Origin of the sequence: Bradyrhizobium sp. LTSP849 (genome assembly GCF_000938255.1) — a bacterium.
Lineage (GTDB): Bacteria > Pseudomonadota > Alphaproteobacteria > Rhizobiales > Xanthobacteraceae > Bradyrhizobium.
On sequence record NZ_JYMR01000031.1, the window covers coordinates 25,104 to 39,999 of the forward strand.

12 protein-coding genes are annotated in these 14,896 nt (G+C 64.5%); all 12 read left to right on the forward strand.

The window, feature by feature from the left end:
• Window positions 1-3 precede the first annotated feature (3 nt).
• The 12 genes from ftsL (at window position 4) to UB31_RS20215 (ending at window position 14,736) form a co-directional block, all read left to right on the forward strand.
• The gene (gene ftsL, locus UB31_RS20160) at window positions 4-396 is read left to right on the forward strand and encodes a cell division protein FtsL (protein ID WP_045006120.1); all 393 of its coding nucleotides are present in this window, start codon (window positions 4-6) and stop codon (window positions 394-396) included.
• The gene (locus tag UB31_RS20165; protein WP_045006121.1) at window positions 393-2,135 is read left to right on the forward strand and encodes a peptidoglycan D,D-transpeptidase FtsI family protein; all 1,743 of its coding nucleotides are present in this window, start codon (window positions 393-395) and stop codon (window positions 2,133-2,135) included. The genes ftsL and UB31_RS20165 overlap by 4 nt, the downstream gene beginning before the upstream one ends.
• 79 nt (window positions 2,136-2,214) lie before the next feature.
• On the forward strand, window positions 2,215-3,690 hold the full coding sequence (locus tag UB31_RS20170) for a UDP-N-acetylmuramoyl-L-alanyl-D-glutamate--2,6-diaminopimelate ligase (protein ID WP_045012162.1): 1,476 nt from the start codon (window positions 2,215-2,217) through the stop codon (window positions 3,688-3,690).
• Window positions 3,687-5,066 (forward strand): UDP-N-acetylmuramoyl-tripeptide--D-alanyl-D-alanine ligase, encoded by a 1,380-nt coding sequence (locus tag UB31_RS20175; protein ID WP_045012163.1) that lies wholly within the window; start codon window positions 3,687-3,689, stop codon window positions 5,064-5,066. The genes UB31_RS20170 and UB31_RS20175 overlap by 4 nt, the downstream gene beginning before the upstream one ends.
• 176 nt (window positions 5,067-5,242) lie before the next feature.
• Complete coding sequence (mraY, locus tag UB31_RS20180; RefSeq protein WP_045006124.1) at window positions 5,243-6,346, forward strand: phospho-N-acetylmuramoyl-pentapeptide-transferase; 1,104 nt, start codon at window positions 5,243-5,245, stop codon at window positions 6,344-6,346.
• Window positions 6,347-6,353: 7 nt separating this feature from the next.
• Complete coding sequence (gene murD, locus UB31_RS20185) at window positions 6,354-7,754, forward strand: UDP-N-acetylmuramoyl-L-alanine--D-glutamate ligase (protein ID WP_045012164.1); 1,401 nt, start codon at window positions 6,354-6,356, stop codon at window positions 7,752-7,754.
• Window positions 7,755-7,986: 232 nt separating this feature from the next.
• Window positions 7,987-9,138: a putative lipid II flippase FtsW gene (ftsW, locus tag UB31_RS20190; protein WP_045006126.1), complete on the forward strand. Its 1,152-nt coding sequence runs from the start codon at window positions 7,987-7,989 to the stop codon at window positions 9,136-9,138.
• Between the two features lie 111 nt (window positions 9,139-9,249).
• Window positions 9,250-10,350: an undecaprenyldiphospho-muramoylpentapeptide beta-N-acetylglucosaminyltransferase gene (gene murG, locus UB31_RS20195; protein WP_045012165.1), complete on the forward strand. Its 1,101-nt coding sequence runs from the start codon at window positions 9,250-9,252 to the stop codon at window positions 10,348-10,350.
• A 134-nt stretch (window positions 10,351-10,484) separates the two neighbouring features.
• Window positions 10,485-11,003 carry a hypothetical protein gene (locus tag UB31_RS20200; RefSeq protein WP_156163181.1) on the forward strand — a complete coding sequence of 173 codons (519 nt, stop codon included), beginning with the start codon at window positions 10,485-10,487 and terminating at the stop codon, window positions 11,001-11,003.
• Between the two features lie 122 nt (window positions 11,004-11,125).
• Window positions 11,126-12,529: a UDP-N-acetylmuramate--L-alanine ligase gene (murC, locus tag UB31_RS20205; RefSeq protein WP_045012166.1), complete on the forward strand. Its 1,404-nt coding sequence runs from the start codon at window positions 11,126-11,128 to the stop codon at window positions 12,527-12,529.
• Window positions 12,530-12,805: 276 nt separating this feature from the next.
• Window positions 12,806-13,726: a UDP-N-acetylmuramate dehydrogenase gene (gene murB / locus UB31_RS20210; protein WP_045012167.1), complete on the forward strand. Its 921-nt coding sequence runs from the start codon at window positions 12,806-12,808 to the stop codon at window positions 13,724-13,726.
• Between the two features lie 23 nt (window positions 13,727-13,749).
• On the forward strand, window positions 13,750-14,736 hold the full coding sequence (locus UB31_RS20215) for a D-alanine--D-alanine ligase family protein (protein ID WP_045012168.1): 987 nt from the start codon (window positions 13,750-13,752) through the stop codon (window positions 14,734-14,736).
• Window positions 14,737-14,896 lie beyond the last annotated feature (160 nt).

Sequence of the window (14,896 nt, forward strand, 5' to 3'; positions counted from 1 at the left end):
CGCATGCGCTTCATTCACCTCCTCGTCATTGGCGCGCTGATCTTCGCGGCCGCCTATGTCTACCGGATCAAGATGGACTCCACCGCCCGCACCGAGAAGGTGCTGCGGCTGCATGCGGAGATCCGCGAGCAGCGCGATGCGATCGCGTCGCTGCGGTCCGACTGGGCCAGGCTCGACGCGCCCTTGCGCCTGCAAGGCCTGTCCGAGCGGCATCTGCCGCTCAAGCCCGTCAACGCCACACAATATGACTCGTTGAAGAACCTGCCGGAGCGGCCGCCGCGGATGTTCAGGCAGGGTGAGCCTGATCCGATCGGGTCCATGATCAACACCATCGAAGCCGCAAGCGATCCCGATACGGTGACGGGCTCCGTGCCTCAGTCCGAGGACAAGCAATGAGCCCGGCGACGCCTGCAAAACCGACCGAACCTTGGCGGCAGCGTCTGATCCGCAGCCTGCTTTACGGGCGCAACGTCGATCGCGCCGCGAAAGCGCGCGCGCGCGTCGGGCTCGCGATCCTCGCCTTCGCCGGGGTCTACGCCCTGATCGGCGGCCGGCTCGTGATGTTCGCGATCGGCGCCGACGCCCACAGCGCACGGCGCGCCGCGGCGCAGGAGGTGGTCGCCACCGCGCGGCCTGATATCGTCGACCGCAACGGTGCGATCCTCGCAACCGACGTCAAGGCGGCGAGCCTGTTCGGCGAGCCGCGCCGCATCATCGACAAGGACGAGGCGATCGAGCTTCTGACCGCCACCGTACCCGACCTCGACGAGGCCGAGGTGCGCGAGCGGCTGTCGTCGCGGAAAGGTTTCGTCTGGCTCAAGCGCGAGATCACGCCGAAGCAGCAGCAGGACATCCACAAGCTCGGCCTTCCCGGCGTCGGCTTCCTGCGCGAGAACAAGCGCGTCTATCCGACCGGCAACGAGGTCGCCCACGTCATTGGTCTGGTCAACATTGACAACCAGGGCATCGCCGGCATGGAGAAGTGGCTCGACAATCAAGGGCTCGCCGATCTCCACCGCGCGGGCTTTGCTACCGACCGGCTGCAAAAGCCGATCGAGCTGTCGGTCGATTTGCGCGTCGAGCACGCGCTGCGCGACGAGCTTCAGAAGGCCAAGGAGAAATTCCACGCCAAGGCGGCGTCCGGCATCATCTCCAACGTCAAGACCGGCGAGATCGTGGCCATGGTCTCGCTGCCGGACTTCGATCCCAACAATCCGAAGGAAGCGCACGATCCCGATCGCATCAACCGCTTGACCACAGGCGTCTATGAAATGGGATCGACGTTCAAGTCGTTCACGCTGGCGATGGCGCTCGATTCCGGAAAGATCAACCTGAACTCGTCGTGGGACGCCCGTGGGAACCTGCACTACGGCAAGTTCACCATCCATGACAGCCACTCGCTCGGGCGTTTCATCAACACCAAGGAAGTGTTCACCTACTCGTCCAATATCGGCGCAGCGCGGATCGCGCTCGGCCAGGGCGTCGAGGCGCACAAGGCGTTCCTCGCCAAGATGGGCCAGTTGACGCGGCTGCGTACCGAATTGCCCGAGAGCGCGGCTCCGCTGGTGCCGCGTCGCTGGAGCGAGCTGAACACGGTCACCATCGCGTTCGGTCAGGGCCTGTCGGTCGCGCCGCTCCAGGCGGTGATGGGCATCAACGCCCTGATGAACGGCGGCTACCTGATTCCGCCGACATTCCTGAAGCGCAGCGAAGCAGAAGCGCAGGCGATGGCCAAGCGCGTGATCAAGCAGGAGACCAGCGACAAGATGCGGTATCTGATGCGGCTCAATGCCGAAATCGGTACCGCCAAGTCCGCCGATGTCAAAGGCTACTATGTCGGCGGCAAGACCGGCACGTCGGAGAAGGTCATCAACGGCCGCTATGCCAAGAAGCGGGTGCTCAATTCCTTCACCGCGATCATGCCGTCGGACGATCCAAAATATCAGATTCTCGTCATGCTGGACGAGCCGCAGGCGCTGCCTGAAACGCATGGTTTCATCACCTCGGGCTGGAACGCCGTGCCCACGGGCGGCAAGGTGATCGAGCGGATCGCGCCGCTCTTGGGCATCGAGCCTCGCTTCGATTTGCCGCCGTCCGACCGCCTTATTCTTGCAGCATCCAGGGCAACCCAGTAATCAACGGGGTGGGCCACTGCCGCTGCTGAGTCGGGATTTTCCCGAAGATTCGGCTTTCCGGCATGTCGACTGGAAGACCATGAAGCTGCGCGATCTTCTTGGCAATGATGCCGCAATCGAGCCCGCTGTCGCAGCGCTCGACGCGACTTGCGCGCTGGAGGTGACGGGGATTGCGCTGGACAGCCGCGTGGTCAGGCCCGGCGACCTCTTTTTTGCGCTGGCAGGCAGCAAGACCGACGGCGCGCGCTTCATTGAGGCTGCAGTTGCCGCGGGTGCGTCGGCGGTCGTCGGCGATCATGCGCCAGCCGCCTGCAAGGTGCCCTTCATCGCTGTCGCCAATCCGCGCCGCGCGCTGGCGCTGGCTGCGGCAAAATTCTTCCCCGCGCAGCCTGCGACCATCGCGGCGGTGACCGGTACCAGCGGCAAGACCTCGGTGGCGGCGTTCACGCGGCAGATCTGGGAGCGGCTCGGGCATGCCTCCGCCAGCATAGGCACGATCGGCTTGGTCTCGCCCAAGCGCACGGTCTACGGCTCGCTGACGACGCCGGATCCGATCGCGCTGCATCGGCAGATCGACGAGATCGCACACGATGGCGTCACGCATCTTGCGTTCGAGGCATCTTCGCACGGGCTCGATCAATATCGCCTTGACGGCGTGCGTGTCTCCGCCGGCGGCTTCACCAATCTTTCGCGCGACCACATGGACTACCATCCGACCGTCGCGCATTATCTGGCGGCCAAGCTGCGGCTGTTCCGCGAGCTGGTTCCGCCGGGCGGTGCTGCCGTGATCTCGGCCGATCATGATTGTTCGGCCGAAGTGATCGACGCCGCCAGGACGCGCGGCCTGCGCGCGATGGCGGTTGGCCGCAACGGCGACGGAGCAGGCGAGGGCATCCGTCTCACTGAAGCCGAGGTCGAAGGTTTCTCGCAGAAGCTTGCGCTTGAGCATGGCGGCAAGCGTTATGCGATCCGGCTGCCGCTGGTCGGCGAATTCCAGATCGAGAATGCGCTGGTGTCGGCCGGTCTTGCGATCGGGACCGGCAGCGATGCCGCCAATGTGTTTGCGAGCCTCGAACATCTCGAAGGTGCCAAGGGCCGGCTCGAGCGTGTCGGCGAGCGCAATGGCGCGCCGATCTTCGTCGACTATGCGCACAAGCCCGATGCGCTGGCGAAGGCGTTGCAGGCGTTGCGTCCCTACGCCAAGCGCAAGCTGGTCGTCGTGTTCGGTGCCGGCGGCGATCGCGATGCCGGCAAGCGGCCGATCATGGGCGAGATCGCGGCTGACAACGCCGACCGTGTCATCATCACTGACGACAATCCGCGCAGCGAGAAGCCGGAAGCCATTCGCGCCGCGATCCTCGCCGCCGCCAAGGGTGCCCGCGAAATCGGCGACCGCGCCGCCGCGATCCGCGCTGCGATCGAGGAACTTGAAGAAGGTGATGCGCTGCTCGTCGCAGGCAAGGGACATGAGACCGGGCAGATCGTCGGCGGAGAGGTGCTGCCCTTCAGTGATCACGAGGCGGTCGCCGCCGCATTAGCGTCGAGGGTCGCATGAGCGCGCCAATTTGGACGGTGGCCGAGGTGGCGCGCGCGCTGGGCGTGGTCGGATCGTTCCCCGATACGCCGATCGACTTCGTCACCCAGGACAGCCGGCTGGTGAAGCCGGGCAGCCTGTTCGTGGCGCTGAGCGGCACGCCGAGCGGCGGCTTCATCTCGGCCTTCGCCAGCGCGCGCGACGGATGGGAGTTCGCGGACAAGGCGGAAGCCTCGGGCGCGGTTGCGATGATCGTGCCGCACGAAATCGCGGGCATCGGTATTCCGCAGATCGTCGTGAAGGACACGCTGATCGACGGGCTCTGGGGCCTCGCGCGTGCCGCACGCGCGCGCTTCAACGGGCCGGTGATCGGGCTCACCGGCAGCGCCGGCAAGACCAGCACCAAGGAATTTCTCGCGGCCTATTCAAACGCCTATGCGAGCCCGTCGAGCTTCAACAATTTCTGGGGCGTGCCGCTGACGCTGTGCAACGCCCGGCCCAATGCGAGCCTCTGGGTCGTCGAGATGGGTATGAACCAGACCGGCGAGATCGCGCGGCTGAGCGAACTGACGCGGCCGACCGTCGCGCTCGTCGTCAACGTCCAGCCGGTGCATCTGGAAAAGCTCGGCTCGCTCGAGGCGATCCGTCGCGAGAAGGTGTCGATCGCGCTCGGCCTGCCCGAGGGTGGTGTGCTGGTGCTGCCGGCCGGGATCAAGGCGCCGGACTGGAAGGGCAAGGTAGTCCGCTTCGGCGAGAAGGCCGAGGTGCATGAGATCACCCACGCGCCGCATGGCGAGAGCTGGCAGGTCGTGGCCGGGATCGGCAAGAAAGAGATCGCGTTCAGCCTGACGCCGGGCGCGCCGCACCGCGTTCAGAACGCGCTGGCCGCGCTCGCGTCGATCCATGCCGCCAAGCTCGAAGTTGCGATGCTTGCGATCAAGCTCGACCGCGTCGGCATCATGACCGGCCGCGGCGTCGAGCAGGCGGTCGGCGGCGTCACCGTGATCGACGACAGCTTTAACGGCAATCCGGCCAGCGTGGCTGCTGCACTGCAAAGTCTCCAGGCGCGTCACATGACCGGCGGCCGTCGCATTGCGGTGCTCGGCGACATGCTGGAGCTGGGCGGCGACGCGCCTCACTATCACACCGCCCTTGCCGCGCATCTTGCCGGCATCGACGGCGTCTATTGCGTCGGGCCCCTGATGCGCCACCTCTATGATTTGCTTCCCGCCGGCAAGGGCCTCGGCTGGCACCACGACCCTGCCACGTTGAATCCGAGCGATGTTGCGGCGCTTCTGAAGGCAGGCGATGTGGTGGTTGTCAAGGGCAGCAAGAAGATGTTCTGGGTCAACAAGTTTGTGCCGGGCCTAGTGGCCGCCTTGCAGGCAAAGGCGTAAACTGCTTGGAAGGCACTGTTCCTGATCCCACCTATTTGCGGCGCGCAACCATCAGGTTTCTTGCAGTCCGGTTTTTTGGAGGTCATCCGACCCATGATGAAGACCAGCAAATGCGCGTGAGGCGAAATCTGCGTCTGAAAAAGCCCGCGTGCGGAAGGCGCCATAGGACCGTCTGAATGTTTTACTGGCTGATCGAGCTCTCCAACACATTTCCAGGCTTCGGTGCGATTCGCACCGTCTTGAACGTCTTCCGCTACATCACGTTCCGCACCGGCGGCGCCGTCGTCACCGGCGCGCTGTTCGTGTTCCTGTTCGGACCCTGGATCATCGACCACTTACGCATCCGCCAGGGCAAGGGTCAGCCGATCCGGGCCGACGGTCCGCAATCGCATCTGAGCAAGAAGGGCACGCCCACCATGGGTGGGCTGATGATCCTGTCCGGCCTCACGGTCGGCACGGTGCTGTGGGCCAATCCACTCAATCCCTATGTCTGGATCGTGCTCGCGGTCACGCTCGGCTTCGGCTTCGTCGGCTTCTATGACGATTACCTCAAGGTGACCAAGCAAACCACGACCGGGTTCGGCGGCAAGCTGCGCCTGCTGATCGAGGCGCTGATTGCGCTGGTCGCCTGCTATGCGCTGGTGCGGCTGAACCGCGATCCCGCGTCGACCGCGCTGACGATTCCTTTCTTGAAGGATACGGTGCTGCATTTCGGCTGGTTCTTCGTCGTGTTCGGCGCCTTTGTCATCGTCGGCGCCGGCAATGCGGTGAACCTCACCGACGGTCTCGACGGCTTGGCAATCGTGCCCGTGATGATCGCGACTGCGAGCTTTGCGATGATCGCCTATCTCGCCGGCAACGCGGTGTTCGCCGACTATCTCCAGATCAAATATGTCGCCGGCACCGGCGAGCTCGCGGTGCTCTGCGGCGCGCTGTTGGGTGCCGGCCTCGGCTTCCTCTGGTTCAACGCGCCGCCTGCCTCGATCTTCATGGGCGACACCGGCTCGCTCGCGCTTGGCGGCATGTTGGGTTCGATCGCGGTCGCGGTGAAGCACGAGATCGTGCTTGCGGTGATCGGCGGCCTGTTCGTGCTGGAGGCGGTCTCCGTCATCGTGCAGGTTGTGTCGTTCAAGCTCACGGGAAAGCGCATCTTCCGCATGGCGCCGATCCACCACCATTTCGAGCAGCTCGGCTGGACCGAGCCGCAGATCGTCATCCGCTTCTGGATCATCTCGGTGATGCTGGCGCTCGCCGGCCTCTCCACGCTGAAGCTGCGGTGATCGATCGATGATCCCGGTCACGTCCTTTGCCGGCAAGACGGTCGCGGTGTTCGGCCTCGGCGGCTCGGGGCTGGCGTCCTGCCACGCGCTGCAGGCCGGTGGCGCCGAGGTGATCGCGGGCGATGACAGTGCCGAGAATATCGCCAAGGCTGCGCAAGCCGGCTTCATCACTGCGGATCTGCGCAACGTCTCCTGGACGAATTTTGCGGCGCTCGTGCTCGCGCCCGGCGTGCCGCTCACCCATCCGGTGCCGCATTGGAGCGTGCTGAAGGCGCGCGAGGCAGGCTGCGAGGTGATCGGCGACATCGAGCTGTTCTGCCGCGAGCGGCGCCGGCACGCGCCGGATGCGCCCTTCGTCGCCATCACCGGCACTAACGGCAAGTCGACCACGACGGCGCTGATCGCGCATCTCACGAAAGTCGCCGGCTACGACACCCAGATGGGCGGCAATATCGGCACCGCGATCCTGTCGCTGGAGCCGCCGCGCATGGGCCGCGTCCATGTGATCGAGATGTCGTCCTACCAGATCGACCTCACGCCCTCGCTAGATCCTTCCGTCGGCATCTTGCTCAATGTCAGCGAGGACCATATCGACCGCCACGGCACCATCGCGCATTACGCGGCGGTGAAGGAACGCCTCGTCGCAGGCGTGCAAGGAGGCGGCACCTCGATCGTCGGCGTCGACGACGGCTTTTGCCGCGACATCGCCGACCGGCTCGACCGCGCCGGCAAGAAGGTCGAGCGCATCTCCGTCAAGAATCCGCTGGCGAGCGGCATTTATGTGGAGCACGGCACTATCGTGCGCGCGTCAGGCGGTGCGAAGAGCGAGGTCGCAAAGCTCGGCGGCATCGGTTCGCTGCGCGGCCTGCACAACGCGCAGAACGCGGCCTGTGCCGCGGCCGCTGCGCTCGCGATGAGCATCAGTCTCGATGTCTTGCAGAACGGCCTGCGCAGCTTTCCGGGTCTGGCCCACCGCATGGAGCAGGTCGGCCGCCGCGCCAACGTGCTGTTCGTCAACGACTCCAAGGGCACCAACGCCGACGCCACCGCGCATGCGCTGTCATCCTTTTCGGAAATCTTCTGGATCGCTGGCGGCAAGCCGAAGGCCGGCGGCATCACTGGCCTCACCGGTTTCTTCCCGCGCATCCGAAAAGCCTACCTGATCGGCGAGGCGGCACAGGAGTTTTCCGGCACGCTCGGCAGTGTGGTGGCGCACGAAATCAGCCAGACGCTCGACGTCGCGGTTGCGCATGCCGCGCGCGACGCGGAAGCCTCGGGGCTCTCTGACGCGGTCGTGCTGCTGTCGCCGGCCTGCGCTTCCTTCGACCAGTACCGCAACTTCGAGATCCGCGGCACCAAGTTCCGCGAATTGGTGCAGGCGCTGCCGGGTGTGAAACCGGTGGTGTAGGGCTCGCTTGCTCCTCATTCTTTGTCGTCGCCCGGCTTGACCGGGCGACCCAGTATCCAGAGGCGGTGCTTGAGCTGAGGGGCCGCGGCGTACTGGATGCCCCGCCTTCGCGGGGCATGACCAGCATTTGAGGTGCGCTCCCCCGCTATCTCCAAACATCCGCATTCCCTTAACCCCCCGGTAACCAACCTCGGCGACCAATGGACCATCTCTGTCCGAAAGTCGGCCGCGCATGCTCTCCCGTGAAGAACGCACCCCCTTTACCGAGTGGTGGTGGACCGTCGACAAGCCGCTGCTCGGCGCGATCCTGGTGTTGATGCTGACCGGCGTCATTCTGTCACTGGCGGCGAGCCCGCCGGTTGCGACCCGCATCGGGCTCGATCCCTTTCACTTCTTCAGCCGGCACGTGATGTTCCTGGCGCCGTCCTTCATGGTGCTGGTCGGCGTCTCCTTCCTGTCGCCGCGGGCGATCCGCCGCTCGGCCCTGATCATTTTTGCCGCCAGCATCATCCTGATCGTGCTGACGCTGGCGGTTGGCCCCGAGGTGAAGGGCTCGCGGCGCTGGATCACGCTGCTCGGCGTCAACATCCAGGCTTCCGAAATTGCAAAACCATCGTTTGTCGTCATCGCGGCCTGGTTGTTCGCGGAATCGACCAAGCGGCCGGAGATGCCGGCAACCTCGATGGCGCTGGTGCTGCTGTTGATGCTGGTTTCGCTCTTGGTGATGGAGCCCGACTTCGGCCAGACCATGCTGATCCTGATGGTATGGGGCTCGTTGTTCTTCATCGCGGGCATGCGCATGATCTGGGTATTCGGCCTTGCCGGCATCGGCGCGGCTGGCCTGTTCAGCGCGTACTTATTCGTTCCGCACGTTGCGGGCCGCATCAAGCGCTTCATGAATCCGGGCTCGGGCGACACCTTCCAGGTCGATACCGCCATGGAGGCCTTCTATAACGGCGGATGGTTCGGGCTCGGACCGGGCGAGGGCATCGCCAAACGCAGCCTGCCGGACAGCCACACCGACTTCGTGTTCGCGGTTGCCGCCGAAGAGTTCGGCATCATCCTGTGCCTTGCGATGCTGGCGCTGTTCGCCTTCGTCGTCATCCGCACGCTGTCGCGCGCCTATGCCAACGAGGACATGTTCTCGCGCTTCGCCGCCTCGGGCCTCGCGATCCTGTTCGGCGTACAGGCCGCGATCAACATGTCGGTCAATCTCCAGCTCATCCCCGCCAAGGGCATGACGCTGCCATTCATTTCCTATGGCGGCTCCTCGATCGTGTCGCTGTCTTATGGCGTCGGCATGATGCTGGCGCTGACGCGGCTGCGCCCGCGCACCGAGGTGGAGTCGATCGGCCGCGCCGAAGCGATGCGGAGTTACGCGTAGTTTTTCGTCGTTGCGAGCACAGCGAAGCAATCCAGGCTGTCTCCTCGCAGGTAGTCTGGATTGCTTCGCTTCGCTCGCAATAACGGGAGAGACATTGTAAAAGCTGTCTCCATGGACAAATCCCCCTTGATTCTTCTCGCCGCGGGCGGCACCGGCGGTCATCTGTTTCCGGCCGAGGCGCTCGGCGTCGAATTGATCCGGCGCGGCTTTCGCGTTCGTCTCGTCACGGATGAGCGCGCGTTGCGCTATAGCGGGCTGTTCACCAAGGACATGATCGACGTCGTTGCAAGCGAGACCGCGCGCGGCCGCAATCCGTTGCAGATCGCCTATGCCGGCCTCACGCTCGCCACGGGCACGCTGTCCGCTTACGGCTTGATCAAGCGACTGAAGCCGGCCGCCGTCGTCGGCTTCGGCGGCTATCCGACATTGCCGCCGCTGGTCGCTGCGAAATTCGCCGGCGTGCCCGGCATCATCCACGACGCCAACGCGGTGCTCGGCCGCGCCAACCGGTTTCTCGCAAGCCGTGTCCGCGCCATTGCGACGTCGTTGCCCGGCGTGCTCGATCGTGATCCGGCGCTCGCCGGCAAGACCACGACGGTCGGCACGCCGATGCGGCCCGCGATTCTTGCCGCTGCCGCCGTGAAATATGCCGCACCCGAAATGAACGGACCGCTGCGCCTGCTCGTCGTCGGCGGCAGCCAGGGTGCGCGCATCATGGCCGATATCGTGCCGGGCGCGATCGAGCGGCTCGAGCCTGCGCTGTGGGGCCGGCTGATCCTCACCCAGCAGGTGCGCGACGAGGATACGGCGCGCGTGCGCGCGGTCTACGACAAGCTCAAGATCAATGCGGAGCTCGCGCCGTTCTTCACCGACTTGCCGGCGCGGCTCGCCTCCAACCATCTGGTGGTGTCGCGCTCCGGCGCCGGCACGGTCGCCGAGCTCGCCGCAATCGGTCGGCCCTCGATCCTGGTGCCGCTGCCGGGTGCGATCGACCAGGACCAGTTCGCCAATGCTGGTGTGCTGGCCAAAGTCGACGGCGCGATCCGCATCCCGCAGGCCGAATTTACCTCCGATCGACTGGCCGCCGAGATATCCGCCTTCGCCGCCGAGCCGGCGCGCCTGGCCGCCATGGCCGATGCCGCCCACAGTGCCGGCCGGCTCGATGCCGCTGAGCGTCTGGCCGATCTGGTGGTCAAGGTCGCGGGAATCTGAGGGCTCGGCTCTTGCGCAACCATCAGTAGCGCGTCGATCTCGGAACATGCTAAGAATGATCTGAGTTTTTTTCTTCCTGCCTTCGCGCGACGGTTTACCCCTTCATACTCATGACGCAGTTGTTGCTTCTGCCCTTGATGGTCTATGCCGCGTGCGGCCTCGTGCTGAGTTTGGCTGCCCACATTCTCTCCCTGTTCGGGGTGGAGTTTGGCACAGCGCTGTTCTTTGCTCTGCATGTCGGGATTTTTCCGCTCTGGATTCCAGTCGTTTTTCTGTCGATGAAGATGGCCAGCGGCACAAGCCGTAGGGATTTCTGGAAGGTCGCGCTCTCAGGGTGTCCTCCCTGGATGCGGTACATGACGCGCGGGTTCTTCATCTATGCGATCGTGAATTTTGCGATCTTCTTTTTTCTCGCGGTCGGGCATCCCTCTGTTAAGCAGGTCAGCGGAGCTCCTTCGGCTGTCGAGCTTCACGGCTTTTCCGGCCATTGGATGGCATTCTATTCCGCGGGTCTCGCGGTCCTGACCACGGCCTATCGGCGAGGGCTTTCGAATCTCCAGCGACACTGCCCGTTCGGCCACGACGTTGGCTGGAGCGACAAGTTTTGCCCGACATGCGGCGCCTCGATTCCTGCCGATTCGAGCCTGTCGTAACGGCAGATTTGTCTTGTCATGACCGGCGAAAGCGGGGCATCCAGTAGTCATGAATGCGGCTGATTTGATCCGCAACCTTTAGCCAAGGCTGCCCCTGTGGCGGTGAGGTCAGGGAACAGAGCATGAGACTGCCGCGCGAGATCGGACCCATCCACTTCGTCGGGATCGGCGGGATCGGCATGAGCGGCATCGCCGAGGTGCTGGTCAATCTCGGCTATGCGGTGCAGGGCTCGGACGCTTCCGACAATTACAATCTCGACCGTCTCCGCAAAGCGGGCGCAAAGGTCTCGGTCGGCCACAAGGCGGAGAATGTCGACGGCGCCGATGTCGTCGTGGTGTCCTCGGCGATCAAGCGCGACAATCCGGAATTGATGGCGGCGCGCGAGCGGCGCATTCCCGTGGTGCGCCGCGCCGAGATGCTGGCCGAACTGATGCGGCTCAAAAGCTGCGTGGCGATCGCCGGCACCCATGGCAAGACCACGACGACGACGATGGTCGCGACGCTGCTCGATGCCGGTGGGCTTGATCCCACCGTCATCAATGGCGGCATCATCAATGCCTACGGCTCCAACGCGCGGCTCGGTGCTGGCGAGTGGATGGTGGTGGAGGCCGACGAGAGCGACGGTACATTTTTGAAGCTGCCGACCGAGGTCGCGATCGTCACCAATGTCGACCCCGAGCATCTCGACCACTTCAAGACGTTCGACGCCGTGCAGGACGCGTTCCGAAACTTCGTCGAGAACCTGCCGTTCTACGGCTTTGCCGTGATGTGCATCGATCACCCCGTGGTCCAGACCCTCGTTGGCAAGATCGAGGATCGCCGCATCATCACCTATGGCGAGAATCCGCAGGCCGATGCGCGGTTGCTCGATCTGACCCCGATGGGCGGCGGATCGAAGTTCAAGGTCGCGTTCCGCGATCGCAAGACCGGCGCCGTGCACGAGATCGTCGATCTCATGCTGCCGATGCCGGGGCGCCACAACGCCTCCAACGCGACGGCGGCGATCGCGGTGGCGCGGGAGCTCGGCGTGTCTGACGAAGCCATCCGCAAGGCAATCGCCGGCTTCGGCGGCGTCAAGCGCCGCTTCACCAAGACCGGCGAGTGGAACGGCGTCACCGTGATCGACGATTACGGCCATCACCCCGTCGAGATCGCTGCGGTCTTGAAGGCTGCGCGGGAATCCACCAACGGCAAGATTGTCGCCGTGGTGCAGCCGCATCGCTACACCCGCCTGCAATCGCTGTTCGAGGAATTTTGCACCTGCTTCAACGATGCCGATTCGGTGATTGTTGCAGATGTCTATGCTGCCGGCGAGACGCCGATCGAAGGTATCGACCGCGATCATTTTGTCGCGGGCCTGCGCGCGCACGGCCACCGTGAGGTGATCCCGCTGCCGGCAGCGCCGGAGCTCGCGGGCATCGTCAAGGGATTGGCGAAGTCGGGCGATCTCGTCGTGTGCTTAGGGGCCGGCAACATCACGCAATGGGCGTATGCCTTGCCGGGTGAATTGAAAGCGTTGGGGTGAGGGCGAGCGGATGTCGAGTCATCATCGATCACTGCCCGTGTGGCCACCCCTCTCCCTAACCCTCCCCCGCAAGGGGGGAGGGAACCCATCCGCCGGTGCCTCCCTGACTCTCGCAAAGGAGCAGAGCGCAGCTGTGGCGCTAGGTGAGGCGAGCACGCTGGTCAAGCTCCCTCCCCCCTTGCGGGGGAGGGTTGGGGAGAGGGGTAAGCCCCGGGCGCTGGCGGACAACGTCACGCGACGCAATCTCAATCCAGCTCGCATTTGGGTCTGCGGGCCATGAGCTTTCCCGACATCACGCCCGACCTCAAAGCCGCGATGCCCGATCTCCGTGGCCGGCTGCTCGCCAACCAATCGCTCGCTGAACTGACCTGGTTTCGCGTCGGCGGTCCGGCGCAGGTGCTGTTCACGCCGGCCGATGAAGACGATCTTGGCTATTTCCTCGCGCATCTCGCCAGCGACATTCCCGTTTATGTCGTCGGTGTCGGCTCCAATCTCATTGTGCGCGACGGTGGCATTGCGGGCGTCGTGATCCGGCTGGCTCCGCGCGCTTTTGGTGAGGCGAATGCCAGCGGCGACATCGTCACGGCGGGCGCATCTGCGCTCGACAAGCGCGTGGCGGAGGTGGCGGCTGGCGCTGATGTCGGCGAGCTCGAATTCTTCTTCGGCATTCCCGGCACGATCGGCGGCGCGCTGCGCATGAATGCGGGCGCCAATGGCGGCGAGACCAAGGACGTGCTGATCGAGGCGACCGGTATCGCCCGTGACGGCAGCAAGCATGTCTTCTCCAACGCCGAGATGAAATTCGTCTACCGCAACAGCGGCGTCGATCCGTCCATCATCTTCACCTCCGCGCGCTTTCGCGGCGAGATCAGGGACGCTGATGCGATCCGTGCGCGCATGGCGGAGGTGCAGAGCCATCGCGAAACCGCGCAGCCGATCCGCGAGAAGACCGGCGGCTCGACCTTCAAGAATCCGCCCGGCCATTCCGCCTGGAAGCTGGTCGACGCCGCCGGCTGCCGCGGCCTGCGTGTCGGCGGCGCGCAGGTGTCCGAGATGCACTGCAATTTCCTGATCAACACCGGCGAGGCCACCGCGCACGACATCGAGACCCTGGGCGAGACTGTGCGCGAACGGGTGAAGGCAAATTCCGGAATTGAGTTACATTGGGAAATCAAGCGGATCGGGGTTTCCGGTTGAACGACGCAGACGGGCGAGAGAACATGCGCATCACCATCCTCTTCGGCGGCTCCAACCGGGAGCGTCTGGTTTCCGTGGCCTCAGCCCAGGCGCTGCATCAGGCGCTGCCCGAGGCCGATCTCTGGTGGTGGGACGTCGAGGACAAGGTACACACCGTCCAGTCGAAGCAGCTGCTCGAACATGCCCGTCCGTTCGAGGACGAGTTCAAGCCGGGCACGCGCGGCATTCCGCTGGAGCAGGCGCTCGACCAGGCCAAGGCGGAGGACCGCGTGCTGGTGCTCGGCCCGCATGGCGGGCGTGCCGAGAACGGCGAATTGCAGGTGATGTGCGAAGCGCGCGGCGTGGCCTTCACCGGATCGGGCTCGGCCTCCTCACATCTCGCCTTCGACAAGATCGCCGCCAAGCGGTTTGCCGCGCTCGGCGGCGTGACGCCGCCGGCAAGCGTGGCGCTGGACAATATCGATGAAGCCTTCGCCAAATACGGCCGGTTGATTGCAAAGCCGGCGCGCGATGGTTCGAGCTACGGCCTGATCTTCGTCAATGCCAAGCAGGATCTCGTCGCCGTCCGCAATGCGGCGAAGCACGAAGAATATGTGATCGAGCCCTACATCGCCGGCATCGAGGCGACCTGCGGCGTGCTGGAGCGCACCGACGGCTCGATCATCTCGCTGCCGCCGATCGAGATCATTCCGGGTGAGGGCAATTTCGACTACGCCGCAAAATATCTTCTGAAGTCGACCCAGGAGATCTGCCCAGGCCGCTTCACGGTGGAGATCACCGCCGCGCTGAAGGAGCAGGCGATGCTGGCCCATCGGGCGATGTCCTGCACCGGCTATTCCCGTTCCGACTTCATTGTCTCGGACAAGGGGCTGGTCTATCTCGAAACCAACACGCTGCCCGGGCTGACGAAGTCCTCGCTCTACCCCAAGGCGCTGAAGGCCGAGGGCATCGCGTTCGTCGACTTCCTGCGGGGCCTGATCGAGCTCGCCGAGCGGCGGGTACAGAAATAGTTAGGATTGGTTAACGGCCAAACCGGCGAAAACGCCCGGTTCGACGGCCAAAACCGGTAAAATGCCGGACATCGTGGCATAACTGCCTCACACGGCTGGGCAAAAAGCATCGGCCGTTAACGAACTTTACCTTTTGTTTACCAGGAAGTCCGAAGGTTAA